11 protein-coding genes are annotated in these 17851 nt (G+C 58.8%); all 11 read right to left on the bottom strand.

Annotation, left to right across the window (positions count from 1 at the left end; all coding sequences use genetic code 11):
• Nucleotides 1-34: 34 nt before the first annotated feature.
• Entirely contained in the window at nt 35-883 is an 849-nt protein-coding gene (locus JTJ32_RS18895; RefSeq protein WP_099229055.1) for a flagellin domain-containing protein, read from the bottom strand.
• 320 nt (nt 884-1203) lie between these two features.
• A complete protein-coding gene (locus JTJ32_RS18900; RefSeq protein ID WP_210042934.1) occupies nt 1204-2130 on the bottom strand; it encodes a ketoacyl-ACP synthase III in 927 nt (308 codons plus the stop codon).
• A gap of 296 nt (nt 2131-2426) precedes the next feature.
• On the bottom strand, nt 2427-5330 hold the full coding sequence (locus tag JTJ32_RS18905) for a TIGR00180 family glycosyltransferase (protein WP_210042935.1): 2904 nt from the start codon (nt 5328-5330) through the stop codon (nt 2427-2429).
• A 148-nt stretch (nt 5331-5478) separates the two neighbouring features.
• Nucleotides 5479-9060, bottom strand: a complete 3582-nt coding sequence (locus JTJ32_RS18910) for a glycosyltransferase (protein ID WP_210042936.1) — start codon at nt 9058-9060, stop codon at nt 5479-5481.
• Nucleotides 9061-9148: 88 nt separating this feature from the next.
• Nucleotides 9149-10741: a flagellar hook-associated protein 3 gene (locus JTJ32_RS18915; RefSeq protein ID WP_099229059.1), complete on the bottom strand. Its 1593-nt coding sequence runs from the start codon at nt 10739-10741 to the stop codon at nt 9149-9151.
• A 13-nt stretch (nt 10742-10754) separates the two neighbouring features.
• Nucleotides 10755-12815 (bottom strand): flagellar hook-associated protein FlgK, encoded by a 2061-nt coding sequence (gene flgK / locus JTJ32_RS18920; RefSeq protein ID WP_099229060.1) that lies wholly within the window; start codon nt 12813-12815, stop codon nt 10755-10757.
• 10 nt (nt 12816-12825) lie between these two features.
• Nucleotides 12826-14067: a flagellar assembly peptidoglycan hydrolase FlgJ gene (gene flgJ / locus JTJ32_RS18925; protein WP_210042937.1), complete on the bottom strand. Its 1242-nt coding sequence runs from the start codon at nt 14065-14067 to the stop codon at nt 12826-12828.
• A gap of 10 nt (nt 14068-14077) precedes the next feature.
• Nucleotides 14078-15187 (bottom strand): flagellar basal body P-ring protein FlgI, encoded by a 1110-nt coding sequence (locus JTJ32_RS18930; protein ID WP_004880722.1) that lies wholly within the window; start codon nt 15185-15187, stop codon nt 14078-14080.
• A 13-nt stretch (nt 15188-15200) separates the two neighbouring features.
• Complete coding sequence (flgH, locus tag JTJ32_RS18935; protein WP_024689534.1) at nt 15201-15917, bottom strand: flagellar basal body L-ring protein FlgH; 717 nt, start codon at nt 15915-15917, stop codon at nt 15201-15203.
• 81 nt (nt 15918-15998) lie between these two features.
• Nucleotides 15999-16787 (bottom strand): flagellar basal-body rod protein FlgG, encoded by a 789-nt coding sequence (gene flgG / locus JTJ32_RS18940; RefSeq protein ID WP_002554310.1) that lies wholly within the window; start codon nt 16785-16787, stop codon nt 15999-16001.
• Between the two features lie 46 nt (nt 16788-16833).
• Complete coding sequence (locus tag JTJ32_RS18945) at nt 16834-17574, bottom strand: flagellar basal body rod protein FlgF (protein ID WP_099229062.1); 741 nt, start codon at nt 17572-17574, stop codon at nt 16834-16836.
• Nucleotides 17575-17851 lie beyond the last annotated feature (277 nt).

The following is a 17851-nucleotide window of genomic DNA, read 5'->3' on the forward strand; positions in this document are numbered from 1 at the left end:
ATTACGCACTCCCCCGCCAAAACTCATGCCGATATTACTGAAGCAGTTTCAGTACAGCGGATGGCAGCTGGTTGGCCTGAGACAGGATCGAAGTCGAAGCCTGTTGCAGAGTCTGCTGCTTGGTCAGCTGTGCAGTTTCAGCAGCGAAGTCGGTGTCTTGCAGACGACCCAGTGCAGCACTGGCGTTTTCGTTGATGTTCTGCAGGTTGGAGATGGTGGTGGTCAGACGGTTTTGTGCAGCACCGAGATCAGCACGGCTAGACGAGATGGTCTGCAGAGCGGAGTCGATTGCAGTGATTGCAGCAGAGAAGGCGGCTTCTGAAGCAGCACTGTCCGAACCGACGATGCTGATGGCCGAACCAACGCCCAGGGTTTCTGCGTCAAAGCTTGCGCTCAGGGTCAGAGTGATCTGGTTGGAGGTACCGGTGTTCGCGCCGACCTGGAAAGTCATGGTGCTGGCAGAACCATCAAGCAGGTTCTTGCCGTTCAGGTTGGTACTGGCCGAGATACGAGTCAATTCAGCGCTCATCGCGGTGAATTCTTTGTTCAAGGCAGTACGGTCGACTGCGCTGTTACTGTCGTTACGCGACTGAACTGCCAGTTCACGCATACGCTGCAGGATCGATACGGATTCTTGCAGAGCGCCTTCAGCGGTCTGAGCCAGGGACATACCGTCGTTGGCGTTCTGGATCGCTACAGTCTGACCACGAACCTGCGAGTTGATCGAAGCGATAGTGCTCAGAACACCGACGTTGTCACGGGCGTTGGTCACTTTCAGACCGGACGACAGGCGGGACATGGAAGTGGACAGTGCGTCAGAGGCACGGTTCAGGTTCTTTTGAACGGCCAACGATGTAACGTTAGTATTTACTGTTAAAGACATGATGAATTCCTCGTGGGTTGTGTACTACGTGGCTTCCGGCCCCTGCAAGCGCCGGGTATGCCTAGAGAACCTTCGTAATAGTTATCGTCGCGATGGCAGGTTGCTTGAGTGTTTTTTTCAAAAATTTTGCTAGCAGTCTGCCACCCCTTATAAAACAAGGGCTTGAAGCGCGCGCAACACAGAAAAGAGGATCTTCAACAGGCCGGAACAGCGCTGTTGGATTGACCAAAATCAGTGACAGCAGGTTTTTGCAAGCGATTTATCCAGACTAAAACGCCCGCAACTAAGGTCGCAGGCGTTTTGGTTCAGACCGCAGGCGATCACGCCCTGTAAATAATGGCCGAGCCCCAGGACAAACCCACACCAAAGCCACTCAACGCAACACGGCTCCAGGAAGAATCGAGCACGTGCTTTTCTATAAGCAGAGGAATACTGGACGACACGGTATTGCCGGTCTCGACCATGTCCTTGAGAAACTTCTCGGGCTTGTCTTCGAAACGACGCGCCACGGCGTCCACGATGGCAGCGCTGCCCTGATGAATACAGAAGGCATCGATGTCATCAGGCTGCAGACCGGACTCGCCCAGCAGCTCATGCAGGTGAGCAGGCACTTTGAGCAATGCAAAGTTGAACACCTGACGACCGTTCATGAAGAACACGCCGTTACTCACCTTCAGGTGCGGCGCACCGGAGCCGTCCGTACCGAACTTCGCCTTGCCCAATTGCCATGCAGCGCCCTCGCTCATCCAGGTGGCGGTGGCCGCGTCACCGAACAGCATGGTGGTGTTGCGGTCTTCAGGGTCGACAATCTTCGAGTAAGGGTCGGCCGTGATCAGCAGACCGTTTTTCAGGCCGGCTGCTTCCATGAAGCCCTTGATCGCGTAGATACCGTAGACATAGCCGGAGCAGCCCAGCGAAATATCGAACGCAGCGACGTTGGTCGAAAGCCCCAGCTTGTCCTGCACGATGGCAGCAGTGTGCGGCAGCCCTTCTTCATCACCGTTCTGGGTGACGACGATCAGTACATCGACTTCTTCGCGCTTGAGCTGAGGATTGCTGGCAAACAGCTTGTTGGCCGCTTCGACACACAGATCCGAGGTTTCCTGACCGTCTGCCTTGCGCGGCAGGAACGTGGAGCCAATCTTCCCGAGGATGAAGTCTTCATCCTTGCCGAAGCTGGCACCTTGAGCGTAGTTATCGACGCCTTCAGCGGGCACGTAACTCGCTATGCTTTTTATGCCAATCATCATGGCTTCCCGATTAGTAAACAGGTAAATGTTCGTCCCAAAGAAATCAGGGCGCTACCGAATAGAGGCGAATTGCGGACATTTTCAGGGCGCATGACACATTAAGGCAAGTCAGACGCTTGTCACTCGCTGTAAAACATTACAGTGGAGATGCACTTTATGACCCACAGGTCACTTGAATGTGACTGCTTTGCGATTCTGGGTGAGGAAAAAACAGGGCCGGGAGGCCCTTGCGATTTGGTGTAAGGAGTGATCCGGCTGACTGGCAGCCGGATTTTCCTCAAAAACAGACGGGATTAGAGAGAAGCGAGGGTAAACGCCGTGCCCTTCAAGGACAGATTGGCGTTGTAGGCTTCATCCTGCGAGAACTGCGCCGACCATTTGCCGATCAGCGCATCGCTCGCAGACTCAGGGGCATCGATCCTTCCGGAATGGATAACCTGAACATGCGGTGTCCAGACCGTCAGATACGCCGCCTGGCCTGCTTTCAGACACAGGTCGACGTCACCCAGCGCTTCGGCGAACGGCCCTTCGTCCAGACCGCCGACGTCATCGAACAGCGCCTTGCCAATCATCAGGCAGGCCGACGAAACCGCCGAGTAGTTCTGTTCGACGACCAGACGCTGCATGTAGCCTCGGGATTTTTTCGACTCACCCACAAAGCCTGATCCCACGACACCATTGAGACCCAGAACCAGGCCAGCCTGCGTGATGGTGCCGTCCTTTTCAATAAGCCGGACACCGACAATACCGACCTCCGGGCGCTGAGCCTGGTTGAGCAGTGATTCAATCCAGCCAACATTGACGATCTGACTCTCGGCATCCAGCAGAATCAGGTATTCGCCCTTGGCTTCCTGGCTGACGAGATTACGCAGTGCCGAGACACTCATGCGCTGTTCGGCCTTGAATACGCGGACACGGCTGGAGAGCTTCTCCTGCTGATCAAGCCAGGCGGTCAGCTCCGGTGCCGTACTCTGGTTATCGGCGATCAGGACTTCATAACGCTGATAGCGGGTGCGCTGCAGAATGCTTTGCAGGCATTGCTGCAGCTCGGGCAGATTGTCCTGACTGTGCAACAGGATCGAGACCATTGGTCGGTGACTGTGGCGATAGTCGATCTTGTAGGTGCCAGGCAGCGCTGAACCGACTTCGGCCTGATAACCGCGATGGCTCAGATGACGAGTCAAGGCCTTCTGCTCATCCGGGTTGTCTTCAAGCTCCGGCGCCTCGCAGATCAACAGCGGCTCGCTGAGATGAGCCAGACCGCTCATGCCGCCCTGCTCGATCAGACGCAGCAGCAGGTCGAATTCCAGCGCTTTCGGAAACTCCCGGGCATAACCGCCCACCTCGACCAGCAGGTCGCGCCGAATCAGCCAGTGACGCGCCATGAGGGCTGGCACACTTTGCAGCAAATCAAGATTGAAGCCTGGACGAAACAGCGGCGCCAGCGTGCCATTGGGCTGACGTTGAATCTCGTCCACGGCAACAGCCCGACAGTGCGATGCATCGAGCAATTGGGCGCTGGCCAGCAACAGACCGCTGCGGGTGAACTCGTCACCGGCCTGCGCCAGCATCAACCAGTCACTGGGCGACTGCTTGATGACCTGATTGATTCTGTCAACGTAGTTGCTCTCGGTGACTTTCACAAAATGCAGGGTGTTTTGCAGCGTCGTCGCTGCAGGCAGCTCGCCGGTGGTGAACACAATCACCTTGAACGACCGGTAATGGCCGTTCATCAGGCTGTCGAATGTCGCCTGCAACTTGAAGACGTCAGCCTCCAGATCCAGCAACAGGATGCCGATCTGCGATCCGGCAGGCTGTTTCGACAGGCGGGCCGTAAGCGTTTTCAATTGCGCAGGCTTCGGATCGCGCGAGTCCAGCCAGCTCAGCAGGCGCCCCGATTCCATGCGGTCGAGCAGCCGGCTGTTACTGTGACTGGAAACTGCGAGCAGACGCTGCGCCCAGGCAGAGATGTCCTCGGCTTCCCCTTCATCGTCTGCAGAGCCGGCAAGTTCTTTCGCCAATGCCTGAACGACATCAATGCTGAACGCGTACGTGGCATAGGCCTGCCACAACCGACTGATCCGCGTCTCCGTATCGGGGTTGCTCTGCGGGCGCAACAGCTCGAATTGTTTGAGCAGCGCAGCTTCAAGTCCTTCCATTTGCAGGCGACCTGCCGGGAAGACGTGAATCAGAAACTCGATTCGAGCCAACTCGTCAAAGAATGGCTGGTTATAGAACGGCAGATCGACAAACTGCCGAGGCTCGAAGTGCGCTTCTGAGCACGCAAGACCGACGTTCCATAGCGCGCTGAACAGTTTCTCATCCGCTTGCCACGGCTGGGTTTCAAGACCGTCCGCTGCGGCTTGAAGCCCCTCGAGAACGGTTTGAACGCCTGGCTCCCCTACAAGACCGGACGCCTCGTCCATTGCCGATATCAGGGTGTGGGCGAATGCTTCACGCGCGGCGCGGGCCTTGGGGTCGATATGCTTGACCGCGCCAGAGACGGCCCCGCCCAGACGTGTCTGCGCGTCCTTGTCCAACGCATGATGCAGCGCATAGGGGATCGGCAATATGCGCAGTTTTGCGGCGGCCGCCAAATAAGTCATGTAGCCGAGTTCCTGCCAGTGCAACTCGGTCTGCTCTTTCACCGTGGAAAACCAGCGACGAGCCAGTTCGGTACGTGTCACGGCGTTGAGCAGCGAGATGCCCTGCCCCAGGAAGCTCAGCAACCGGTCTGCGGATGATTCGCTGGCATAATCCTCAGCGATCCGGCGATCCCGGCGCATGTAGTCCACCTGACCGACCAGTGCCTGATAGCTCAGGCTGTAGCCCTGGCAGGCCCCGTACGAGTCGTTGTCTTCCAGAAAGCTCAGCGCTTCGGTCAAAGCGTCGGGCAACAGAAAACTGTCGACACTGGCGTACGCCACGAACGGCGTGGTCACGTGTCGAAGGCCTTCAGCCAGTAAGACGCTCAAGCCTTTTTCGGCAAGCGTTGCAGCGTGCACGTAGTACAGGCCGGGAATCGCGGCGATACCGGCAGCCGGTTCCGACGAGGTATCCACAAGGACAATACTGCATGGAAAATTGCTGTAGTACTTCAATGCTCGACGCAGGAAATCCGGCTGATCCTGATTCAGCAACAGCAGGGTCAGACGCTGATTCAAGGGTGTGGCTTCATTCCCGAAGTGGCTTTGCATACTCTTTCCTATAGCGAACCGATAACACCCTCAACCCGGTCCGAGCCGGCATTGAAGCAAGAACAGAACATAACAGCTTCAGCGTCCCGGACCGACTCAGGCCCGGTTTATGGCCAAAAAGCCACGCGCAAGCTCAACAGGTACAACGTCAGTCCGGCAGCCAGCCGTTGGCCCAGTATTGCAGGTTGTCCCCGCGCAACATGAAGTCACGCAACACAGTTTCACGCAACTCATCCCCCATACGGTAACTGGCATTGGGGTCGGACAGGTGCATGCGAATCGCCTGCAACCATTCCTCGGGACGGTTGGTGAGCACGCGGGTGGCGGGTAAATGTCCCCGGTAGGCTTCGGTGTCCGAGCAGATCACCGGATAGCCGCACGCACCATACTCCAACAGCCGCAGATTGCTCTTGCAGTCATTGAAGATGTGAAATTCCAGCGGAGCCAGGGCCAGGTCCAGATTAAGACTGGCCAGCTTGGCCGGGTACGTACTCAGACTGACGCCTGGGTGATACTCATGGATATAGGGCCTGAGCAAGTCGGGGCACATGCCGAAGAGCACCCATTCGACTTCATCGGCCAATTCACGCACCACATCGACAATCAGCTCCAGATCACCGCGGTGACTGGTTCCGCCGCCCCAGCCGATACGAGGTTTGCCGGACGTGCGACGCTTGCTTTTCAGCCCGTTCCACAGATGCGGTGCCAGCATGTTTGGCACCACGCGAATATCGCTGTGCATGCTGGACAGCGCCTGAGCCAGCGGATGAGTCGACACCACCACGCGATCACACAGCCCAATGCCCTTGCGCAGCATCTGGCCTATGTTGTCAGGCATGTTGCGCCGATGCTCATTGAGCAGCGGAACGTCGGCGATGTAGTCATCCAGCTCGAAAATGCGCATTGCATTCGAGAAACTCTTCACCTGAACGATGTCGGGAATCTTGGCCTCGCTGTAACGCCCTTGAAGGATCACCACATCCGGGGATATGCGCTCGACCTCGACAATCGACGGCGAGTGGTACGCCAGACTGCCCAGCACGCGTCCAGCGGCCTTCAATTCGATCAGAGGCTGGCTGACCCGGTAGTGCCCCACTGCTGACGAATTGACGATCATGCCCAGAATGGTCGGCAGATGCCGAGCGCAGAACGGGTTCCAGCCATCCAGCAGACCAGGTTCCAGATCGAAGGATAGCGCTTCATGGAGACTCAGATTGGGGTTGTAGGCCGGGTCACGGGCGATCGCCGGCAGCCACTTCTGGTAGAAAGCGTTCTGCTCGTCTTCAAGCGCTTTTTTCGACGCATCGGAACGCACAGCGGCAGCAGGTTCGGCCAATACGACCGTCGAATCGGGGGTGCCGACTATCAGGTAGCCGCTGCGTCCGACGCGCATGCATAGGTCAAGATCGTGCAAGCCTTGGGTGAAGGTTGGCGCCTCCAACCCATCAAGGCTCTGGAATACGTCCTTGCGCACCATCAGGCAATTACCGCTGACTGCACTCCAGTTCTGCGTCACTTGCAGCCGCTGCATATAGCTGTTCGAGCCCGCGTGGAAATTGAAGAATGGTCTGCCAGCCACGCCTTCCATCCCCAGCACCATCCCTGCGTACAGCACATTGCCTTGCGGGTTGATGATTCGAGGGCCGACGATACCAACCTCGGGACGCTGAGCATGATTGAGCAGGGTTTCCAGCCAGTCGGCCTGATGGATGATCGAGTGAGGGCTGAGCATGACCAGATAGTCGCCACGCGCCTCTCGCGCCGCAATGTTCTGTGCGGTGGCCTCACTGCAGGTTTCAGGCAATGTGAAAATCCGCAGCTTCTCGGTACCCAGTTGCCCCATCGCGGCAAACCAGGCTTGCGCTTCAGGGGTTTCACTGGCCTTATCAACGATCAACACTTCGTAATTCAGGTAGGACGTGTTGCTCAGCAGGCTGTCGACACAACGCTCCAGCGCCGCCAATTGGTCGTGCGTCGTGATAATGATCGATACCAGCGGCCGCTCCGGGTGCAGGTATTCGATGCGATTGATCAGCGACGACTGGTCATGATGGATCAGATGCTCTCGGCCAATGCGTGTCAGGTGAGCCGACACCAGCGGCTCACTCTTCATGATCACTTCAGGCAGCGACAGCCAGTCAGCGAACGCAAGCACTGATTCGACCTGAACTTCCGCGATGTGCTCGATGGTCTGCAACCCCGGGCCTTCCACCAGACGCCAGATCACGTCGTGGGGTGCCAGCTCTGCGTGCGCAGAGTCGAATCCGCCCATTGCCAGCAGGTTGCGTCGCTCGAAGGCGAGCGCGCGCCCGACATACGGATAGGCGCGCATCAGGTCCAGGTTGAATCCGGGCTTGAAAATAGGCTCGCCGGATTCGTCCTCGATGATCGCACCTTCGTCACTGTAGGCGCACAGCATGCCGGGGATGTGCGCAATGCGTTCGGCCAGCACCAACAGCGAAGTGGATGTCAGCCTGTCACCGGCACGCAGCAGGTACACCCAGTCGGCCTGCTCCAGCAACGGCAGCACGTCGTTCAACTGCTGCGCCTGATCAGGGTGCAAGGCAAAGCGCAGCACTTGCGGATCGTTGATGCTCGTTGCCGTGGTCAGCACCACAACGGCTTCAGCCGCGTAGTCCTGTTCGGCAATGCTGCGCAGCGTAGTGTCCAGGTGCTCGGCACTGCCCTCGTCATCAATGATCACTGGAACGATACGCGGCAGCCACGGCCAGCTCGCAATGCGCTGTTCAAGAAGCTTTTTCTGCGGTTTGCTGAACTGACGGCAGGATAGCCAATCCTCGTAAAGCTCGGCATAACTCTGACTTTCAGCGCCCACCCGGCTTCGCATGACGCCCTGCCGATTGGCCATGATGCCGTAAATACCAACCTCGTCCCACTCTTCGCGTGGCTCCTGCGAAGCCTTGCGCAGCGGCAGAAACCTTACCCACCCCTGGGCTGGTGCCTGCTCGCCACTGCGGGCCTTGAGCATTTCGGAAATCCAGCCCCATTCAGTCACTGCCAACTGATTCATTTCAGGCTGACGACTCAAACGCCCCGGATGCAGACGCTCTATATTTTCGATGCTGTGCAGCGTGACAAGATTGCCGCGGCGCAACAGGCAGATGAACAGCGTGAAATCCAGCGTTGCGATAAAACCCTCGCCGGGCTGCGCAATCGATGGCAGCAACTCCAGAACATCGGCCCTGCGCATCAATGCACCGCTGAACCCTCCCAGATAATTGCGCGGTGTGCGCTCGAAGATGGCCAGCATATCAGCGCCTTTGTACAAGGCGTCGTAAGGCACGAGCCCGACGTTTTCCATTCGTGCCGGCAACACGTAATTATCGGCGTCCACCAGATGACGCCTGCCGACCACCAGTCGTACGTCGGCATGCGCCTCGAGCACCCGAGCCTGATTCAGCACGCAGTAGGCATAGAGCCTGTCGTCGTCACACAGAAACTTGATGTATTCGCCGCTGGCTTCTTCCAGGCAGCGAAGCATGTTGCGCTGAAAGCCAAGGCGCTGATCGTTGCGCACGTAGCGCGCCCGGCTGTCGGGCGCAGACGCCAACTCGTCGAAAATGGCTTTGATTTCGTCGGTCCGACAGTCGTCGCAGACGATGATTTCCAGATTGTCGTAGACCTGATCCAGCGCACTTTGCAGCGCCTGGCGAAAGAAGCGTGGATTGAAGGCGGGAATGACGACGCTGACGAGGGGAACTGGATTCACTATTGCAGACTCGCGAACGGCGGGAAGCGACTGGTCAGGCAGCTCCCCTCACCGCTGAAATAAAGACGGCGGATGCTCAACCCCAGGATTACAGCTGGCTGAACAGGTTCAACTTGGACAACTGGACAAACACCTGCTGAGAGGCATCCAGCATAGTCTTCTGCAGCGTCAGCCGGGTTGTGGCTTCAATAATGTCAGCGTTGACATAAGTGCCCTGCTCGACCGTATTGTTGCCCTTGAGCAAATCGTTCGTCGTACCTTGCGCCATCGCAGCAAGCTGACGCGCACCGCCCGCCGCCTTCGCGGTGGAGACCTGCTCGATGCTGCTGCTCAGGTTACCCAGCGCCGACGTCATCGATGCATTGAGCTTCTGGGTTGCAACCAGATCGCCATCAGCCGGGGTACTCAATGCCTTGATGGCGGCCGTCAACGTGTTCAGCACGTTTTCAGTCTGACGAGTGCCGGACTGAACGACGAACTGGTCACCTGCGGCCGGGGTGCCGTTGATCGCGAAATTGACTCCCGAAGCCTTGGCGTTGCCCCCTGCCATCGTCCCCGAAGAAACCGGCGTGCTGTCGGCGGTAATGGGCGATGCATACAGTTCGTACGCGGTGGCGCTGGTGAACCTGAGAATGGCGCCGCCGGTAGGAAAGGTATTGTTGTAAGCCGTCAGGTCGGCAGCGCTTGTGCCCACAGCCGAACTGCTCACAGTCGCGCTGGACGTGTTGCCAGGGCTGCGGGTTGCATTGACGTTGTCCGGCGTCGACGCAAGGCTGTAGCTTCGATTGGTCATGGCGGCGTCGGCGGTGGCCGTTGTCGCCTTTTCCGCAGCAGACAGGTTGACGTTCAGGTTCATTTCCACGCCACGGAACGTGAAGGTCTGAGCACCAATGCCGCCGCTGGTGTAGTTACCGGCTGAAGAGGCGTCTGTGGTGACGTCCTTGCCGGTGCCGTCGGTAATCCTGAATTGCGTACTGCTGGAGAACGTCAGCGTGTAAGGCTCGCCACCCTGATAGGCAGAGTTGTAGACGCTGGTGGATGTGACCGGACCGCCGGACAGCACGACCTTGCCATCTTCCGTTGCCGGAGACAGCCGCGTGGCGGACGTGCGCGTCGAGTTGATCGCCTGCTCGAACGCCTCATAGCCGGTGGTATTGCTGGCCAATACCAGGCCATCACCCACGGAGAGGTTAATGCTGGTCTGGTCACCGTTGTACACGTAAGTGCCGTCGGCAGACTCGGTATAGGCCGGCGTCGACGACTTGGAACCGGAGAAAATGTACTGGCCGTTGCTGTCCTGGCTGTTCATCAGGCCCAGCAGCTGGCTTTGATACTGCTTCAGTTCATTGGCGATGGCGATACGGCTCGCATCGGTGTACGTACCGTTGCCTGCCCTTACAATCGCCTCCCGGGCTGCCTGCATGGTGTCGGTGATGTTGCTCATCGCCGTTTCGGAGTTGTCCACGTTGGTGCTGATCGTGGCAATGTTCGATTCGTACTGGGTCAGCATCGCATTCTGCTGAGTGAGCTGCAGAACACGCGCAGCCCCTACCGGATCATCGCTCGCCGTATTGAGCTTGATACCGCTGGAGACTTCTTCGCCCGTCTTGATGACGTTCGAGTAGTTACGCTGATAGTTCGCGGTCGTGGATTCGTAGATCTGGGTGGTTGAAATACGCATGGCTCACGATTCCTTAAAGACTGTTGATCAGCGTGCTGAAAATGGTTTGGGCCGCCTTGATGATTTGCGAGGAGGCGGTGTAGTACTGCTGATACTTGATCAGGTTGGCCGCTTCCTCGTCCAGCGATACGCCGGACACCGAGTCCCGTGCGGCCTTGGCCGTTGCCAGGACCGACTCGTTGGCCGTCACATCACTCTTGGCCTGCGCGGTCCGCGTGCCGACCACCGACACGATGTCAGCGTAGGCACCGGAAAGACTGGTGCCGACACTGCCACCCGTGACACCCACCGACTTGGAGGTCTGCAGGTCGATCATCGCCAGCGCGTTACGGTTGTCGGAAGAGCCTGCACCCGTAAGGGAGATGCTGAACGTGTCATTGACAATCGGCGAGCCGGAAAGGGTCATCTCGACCTCGAACGCCGTCCGGGTATTGGGCGTCGTGGTCGTATTGGTATAACCGATGCTGAGCTTGAGCTGGTTGTTCTGGCCCTGAATGATCGAGCCGCTGACGGCGTTGCCATTCTGGTCGAGCACTGCAGCACCGGTTGCATCCACCAGCGAATAGCTCTGAACGCCTGTGGTGCTGGCAGCCCCCATCACCAGCTTCATGGGCGTGGTGGTTTTCAGCGCGTTGCGCAGATCGGCGGTTTGCGCGGTGTCGTAGATATCGGACTTGGTTGCAACGACCGGTTGGGTAAAGCCACCGGTACCCGAGTTGCTGGTACCCGCCGCTGCGGTCAGGGGTGCTGCTGCCGCAATGTCCTTGGGATCGGTCAACGCCACAGCGATACCCGAGGCACCGTTGCGGGTCGGCGTCACTTTGAAGATGTCACCAGCAGCCACCGCATTGCCACTCAGGCTCATGCTGAAGCCATCGAACTGCTTGGGCGGATTGTCGCTCAGCGCACCTGTACCCACGCTTTCGCCGTTGGGCAGGCGACGTATCGTGTAGTTGTTGGTGTCGCTGAACGTGACTTCGTAATCATCGGCGGTCAGCTTGCTGGTGTCTTTGATGGTGACGCCCAGATTGCCGGAGCCTGTGCTGTTATTGACGTTGCCGGTGCTGCGCTGAAGGATGGCATCAGCGCTGTTGATGCTGGTGTACAGACCTGAACCGAAGTTGCCCTTGCTGTCGATGCCCTGGCTCATCTGGCTGTTCATCTGATCGGCCAGCACCATGGCCACACGCCCCAGCTCATTGGCAGCCGGGACCAGTATGTCGGCGCGATAACGCAGAAGACCGCCAATCGAACCACCGCTCACGACCGAGGTAATGTCTGTCTTGGTCTGACCGTAAGTGATCTGCAGGCTGTACTGCAACGGATCGGCGGCGCTTGGCGTCGCACTCATGGTGTAGGCGTTCGCACCACTGACCAGCGACTGTCCCGTACCAGTGTAGACATCGTAGTTGCCGTTGTTTTCGACCACTTTGACGCCGACCAGCTCGTTGAGCTTGCGAACGGCTTCGTTGCGCGAATCCAGCAGCGAGTTGGGCGTGGTATTGCCCGCCGAGGCCTGGGTAATCTGCTTGTTCAGACCAGCGATCTGCTTGGTCAGCTCGTTGGCCTGAAGCGTGAAGGTATTGAGCTGTGCGTTGACGTTGTCGTTCTGCGACGTCAGCTGTGCAGCCACCGAGTTGAAACGCCCGCTGACCGAAGCCGCCTGGGTCAGAAACGCCGAACGGCTTGACGCCTGCGTGGCGCTGCTGGCGACGCTCTGCAACTTGGTGAAGAAATCTGTCAGTTGCGCAGCCACGCCGGTCGTGCTGTCGGACAGCAACTGATCGGTCTTGGTCGCCTGCCCGGAGTAAGCCGTGGCATCGGCCTTGAGCGCTGTACTGGATTGCAATTGGCTGTCGAGGTAGCTGTTGTAGATGCGACGCACGTCGGACAGCGTGGTGCCGGTGCCGATGTAGCCGACCCCCAGACCAATGTTGACCTGTGCCGACGCCGTGGTCATCACCTGCTGACGCGAGTAACCGGCGGTATCCACGTTGGCCGTGTTGTTACCGATGGTGTTGATCGCGGCACTGCTGGCATTGATACCTGAGAGCCCAATTGAAATCAGCGACATGATTAAAACCTTATAAAGTCGTGGAAGAGCCCGTTGCAGCGGCGTACGTCTGGTAACTCTTCATCTGCTTCGCAATCTGCGAAATCTTGCTGGCATAGTCCGGATCTGTTGCGTAACCGGCCTTCTGCAATTCTTTTACAAACTGTTCCGGCTTATCGGCCGAATTGACCACTTCTTTATATCGATTGTTGTTCTGCAGCAGACTGACCAGGTCGTGGAAGCTGTCGGCGTACGAGGTATAGGAACGGAAATCTGCCGTCTCCTTGACCATCTTGCCGTCGCGGAACTCGCTGGTGATCGCACGCGCTTCCGGCCCTTTCCAGCTGCCGGCCGCCTTGATGCCAAACAGGTTGTGACTGCTGCTGCCGTCCTGCTGACGCATGATGGATTTGCCCCAGCCGGTTTCCAGTGCAGCCTGCGCCACCAACATGACTGGGTCGACGCCAATGCGCGCAGCGGCTTCCTTGGCGAGCGGCAACATGGTTTCCACGAACTGGTCAGCATTGCTGAACGCACGTTTGGCCGGGGCCAAAGGTGGCTGGGCCATGGTGCGCACGTACTCCGGCGCCGGTGCCAGATTGGGGTCCAGAGTCCAGTCGCCGTTCTTGCCGCTGGCATTGGCCACGGCGCGTGAAGGCATCGGGCTGTTGGCAACGTTGGTTGCGGCGGTGGCCGACGGCACGATGCCCGCCAGCAATCTGTCAGTCAGTTTGGTCGGCAGCGACAGACGACGTGCGTTGAGCAGCGCCATGTCATTACGACCTTCACCGGACGCCGAAGCGGCCGCAGCCGCCTGATCGGCAGCCACCGAACGCGTGGCCCACAGCGGACGCTGATAGACGCTGGTCGCCAGTTCGGTCTTGGCAGGCGCTGCCGGGTCAGCAGCTGTCGCCGCCTGGTCAGTCGGCGCTGCGTGTTGAATGCCTTTGTCTTTCGACAACTGACGCATCAGCACGTCCTGCAGGCCAATGCCGTTACCACGGGTGGACAGCGTCACGGCCAACTGCTGGTCATACATGTCCTGATACTGCCGCGTCGCCGCGGTGTTCATCGGGTTGTCCTTGGCCAGCACTTCGTTGGCCGAACGCATGGCCTTGAGCATCTGGCTGACGAACAGCGACTCGAACTCCTGGGCGACTTTTTTCTGGTTCGCCACACTGTCCTTGTCGCCATGCTTCAGCGCTGCCAGACGATTGACGTCGGTATAGGCACCCGAGTCGACCGGCGTGGAAATCCCACCCTTGATGTCCATGTACGCGTCCTCAGATCACGATCAGGTCGGCTTGCAACGCGCCGGCCTGCTTCAAGGCTTCGAGGATGGCCATCAGGTCACCGGGCGCAGCGCCCACCTGATTGACCGCACGGACGATTTCGTCAAGCGTGGTGCCCGGACCGAACTTGAACATCGGGTGCAGTTCCTGCTGGGCATTGACCCGCGAGCGAGGGACTACAGCCGTCTGGCCACCGGACAACGCGCCCGGCTGACTGACAATAGGGTCTTCAGTGATGGTCACGGTCAGGCTGCCGTGAGTCACGGCGGCTGGCGATACCTTCACGTTCTGACCGATCACGATGGTACCGGTCCGCGAATTGATGATGACCTTGGCCGCAGTCTGGCCCGGATCGACTTCGAGGTTTTCCAGAATCGACAGATAGTCGACGCGCTGGCCCGGATCCAGAGGTGCGGTCACGCGAACCGAGCCGCCATCCAGCGCCTGGGCAACGCCCGGGCCGAGCAGGTCGTTGATCTTGTCGACGATGCGCTTGGCGGTGGTGAAGTCGGAACGGTTGAGGTTCAGGGTCAGCGTGTTGCCCTGATTGAAGCCGCTCGGCACCGAACGCTCGACCGACGCACCGCCAGGGATACGACCCGACGACGGAACGTTCACAGTAATCTTGGAACCGTCACGGCCTTCCGCGTCGAAACCACCCACCACCAGGTTGCCCTGAGCGATGGCGTACACATTGCCGTCGACACCTTTCATCGGCGTCATCAACAAGGCACCACCACGCAGGCTCTTGGAGTTACCGATCGAGGAAACGGTAATGTCGACTGTCTGGCCCGGCTTGGCGAACGCCGGCAGGTCGGCATAGACCGCCACCGCCGCAACGTTTTTCAGCTGCACCGTACCGGAACCGGCCGGCACCTTGATGCCGAACTGCGACAGCATATTGTTGAAGGTCTGCAGCGTGAACGGGGTCTGAGTGGTCTGGTCGCCCGTACCGTTGAGGCCCACCACCAGACCGTAACCGATCAACTGGTTGGCACGCACGCCGGAGATGCTCGCGATGTCTTTCAGACGTTCGGCGTGCGCACCGAACGCTGTGGTCAACAACAGGGTCGCGGCTATGAGTTGCTTGAGCTTGATCATGTCTATCCCGCTATCAGAAAGGGAACAACGGGCTGAGGAAGAACCGGTCGAACCAGCCTGGCTGGCTGGAATCGGCGAAGGCGCCTGTCCCCGAATAGGTGATGCGTGCATCGGCAATGCGTGTGGACGAAACCGTGTTATCGGTCGCGATGTCATCGGCGCGAACCAGACCGGCAATGCGCACCAGCTCGTCACCGGTGTTGAGCGTCATCCACTTCTCGCCACGTACCGCCAGAATACCGTTGGGCAGCACGTCGGCCACGGTCACGGTCACGGAACCGGTGAGGCTGTTGCTCTGGGCAGCCTGACCGCTGCCGTCAGTGGCACGCGATCCGTTGTAACCGGCGCTCAGGCTCAGATCATTGCCGCCAATGGGGTTGTTGGTGGTCAGGCCCGAGCCGAACAACGAGGTCAATCCGATGCTGTTGGTGCTGTCTTTTTTCAATGCCGAACTGGCCGCCTTGCTCGCCGCCATACGCTCCGAGAGCGTGATGGTGATGATGTCGCCCACACGGAACGCCTTACGGTCGCCGTAAAGGTTCTGCTCGAAGCCTGCCTGATAGATCGCACCGTTGTTGGCCGCGGCCGACATCGGTGTGCGCGGCAACACCGGCGCGTAATAAGGGTCATTGGGCTTGGCGGACGGCGCCACGCAGCCCGACAGCAAAGCGATCCCGCACAATGAAGCGATCAACACTGAAAAACGCGGAACAACACTTAGGTGCTTCATGACACTTGAAACCTCGCGGTGTAACAGACGCTTATCAGGCGCCGCATCGGATTGAGCTTGAGCAACAGGTACATCAGGGTGTTACAGGTTCTGAGTCAGGTTCTGCAGCATCTGGTCGGCGGTCGAGATCACTTTGGAGTTCATCTCGTAGGCGCGCTGGGTCGTGATCATGTTGACCAGTTCCTCAACGGTGCTCACGTTGGAGTTTTCCAGGGTGTTCTGCAGGGTCGGACCCAGGCCGTTCAAACCGGGCGTGCCGATCTGCGGCGCGCCGCTGGAACCGGTTTCCAGATACAGGTTGCCACCGATGGCCTGCAGGCCGGCCGGGTTGATGAAGTCGGCGGTCTGGATGTTGCCGATGATCTGCGGCGTCGCGGTTGCGCCTGCCAGGGTCACCGAAACAGTACCGTCCTGACCGACCGTGAAGGTCTGGGCATTCTGCGGAACCACAATTGCAGGCTCGAGGGCATAACCGTTGGCGGTCACGATCTGGCCGTTGGCGTCCAGGTGGAAGGTACCGTCGCGGCTGTAGGCCACGGTGCCGTCCGGCTGAGTCACCTGAAAGAAACCACGGCCGTTGACGGCCAGGTCCAGCGGGTTATTGGTGGTCTGCAGGCTGCCGGCAGTGAAGTTCTTCTGCGTGCCGACGATGCGTACACCGGTACCCAGCTGCAGGCCGGAAGGCAGTTCGCTGTCCTGAGTGGACTGTGCGCCTGGCTGACGTTTGATCTGATAGAGCAGGTCCTGAAACTCGGCACGATCGCTCTTGAAACCTGTGGTCGACACGTTCGCCAGGTTGTTGGAGATCGTGGTCAGGTTGGTGTCCTGAGCGGCAAGGCCGGTTTTGGCGACATATAGTGCAGGTAGCATGTGGGTTCTCCTCGAGCGCCGGTTTGTCGGCGCAAGCTGTCAATAGTTAGCCAAGTTGCAAGACGCGAGCCATCGACTGGTCGTCTTCTTCGGCGGTCTTCATCATCTTGACGTGCAGCTCGAACTGACGAGCCAGGGCCAGGACCGAGGTCATCTCCTCGACGGCGTTCACGTTGCTCGCCTGCAGGAAACCGGACTCGACCTGAACGTTGGCATCCACATCGGCAGGCCGGCCGCTCTTGGTATGGATCAGGCCATCGGGCCCCTTCTCCATCGTGTTCAGATCAGGATTGACCAGTTTGATCCGGTCAACCTGCGCCATCACCTGAGGACTCTCACCGAGCGAACGAATACTGATAGTGCCGTCGGCACCGATTTCGATCTGCTGTTGGGGCGGCACGGCAATCGGACCGCCGTTGCCCATTACCGGCAAACCGCTGCCGTCGCGCAACACGCCCAGCGCATCGATGTTCATGCCGGAACTGCGGGTATAGGCTTCGCCGCCATCGGGTGTCTGCACCGCGATCCAGCCGTTGCCCTTGATGGCGATGTCCAGCTCACGACCGGTCTCGACCATCGCGCCGCCGGAAAAGTCGGTGCCTGGACGCTCGCTCATGGCATAGGCGCGCGAAGGCATGACCTCGCCATACACGGGCATTGAGCGGGCCTGTTCCAGGTCGCGCATGAAGCCGTTGGTCGACACGTTTGCCAGGTTGTTGGCATGGGCCTTCTGCGCGATCGCGTTTTCAGATGCACCGCTCATTGCGACGTAAAGCAACTTGTCCACAGTCTTCCTCCTCCGACAGACGCTTGCCGCCTGTAGCTGTTCTGACAGGGAGAAAGCAATTTTCGAACCAACTCTGCACGCGCAACACAAATGCTTGATTTACCAGCAAAAACGGGCGTACTTCAGATGACATCTGGCAAACGGCTATCCGATAGCGGCGGCGGACTGCCGCCTGCCTGCCAGCATGGGCAACTCACCGCCAAAAAAACTTCACTGACCCCATGTCGCAGTAGACAGGCAGTGATAATCTTGCGCTCACCACCCTGCAGCTCGGGAA

It is taken from the genome of Pseudomonas alliivorans (genome assembly GCF_017826695.1).
GTDB lineage: Bacteria > Pseudomonadota > Gammaproteobacteria > Pseudomonadales > Pseudomonadaceae > Aquipseudomonas > Aquipseudomonas alliivorans.

Coding starts and splice junctions, on each gene's coding strand:
- flgK (WP_099229060.1), bottom strand. CDS start 12,815: ATGTCGCTGATTTCAATTGGGCTCTCAGGTATCAATGCCAGCAGTGCC.
- flgH (WP_024689534.1), bottom strand. CDS start 15,917: ATGAAGCACCTAAGTGTTGTTCCGCGTTTTTCAGTGTTGATCGCTTCA.
- JTJ32_RS18905 (WP_210042935.1), bottom strand. CDS start 5,330: ATGCAAAGCCACTTCGGGAATGAAGCCACACCCTTGAATCAGCGTCTG.
- flgJ (WP_210042937.1), bottom strand. CDS start 14,067: ATGGACATCAAGGGTGGGATTTCCACGCCGGTCGACTCGGGTGCCTAT.
- JTJ32_RS18895 (WP_099229055.1), bottom strand. CDS start 883: ATGTCTTTAACAGTAAATACTAACGTTACATCGTTGGCCGTTCAAAAG.
- JTJ32_RS18915 (WP_099229059.1), bottom strand. CDS start 10,741: ATGCGTATTTCAACCACCCAGATCTACGAATCCACGACCGCGAACTAT.
- flgG (WP_002554310.1), bottom strand. CDS start 16,787: ATGCTACCTGCACTATATGTCGCCAAAACCGGCCTTGCCGCTCAGGAC.
- JTJ32_RS18900 (WP_210042934.1), bottom strand. CDS start 2,130: ATGATTGGCATAAAAAGCATAGCGAGTTACGTGCCCGCTGAAGGCGTC.
- JTJ32_RS18930 (WP_004880722.1), bottom strand. CDS start 15,187: ATGATCAAGCTCAAGCAACTCATAGCCGCGACCCTGTTGTTGACCACA.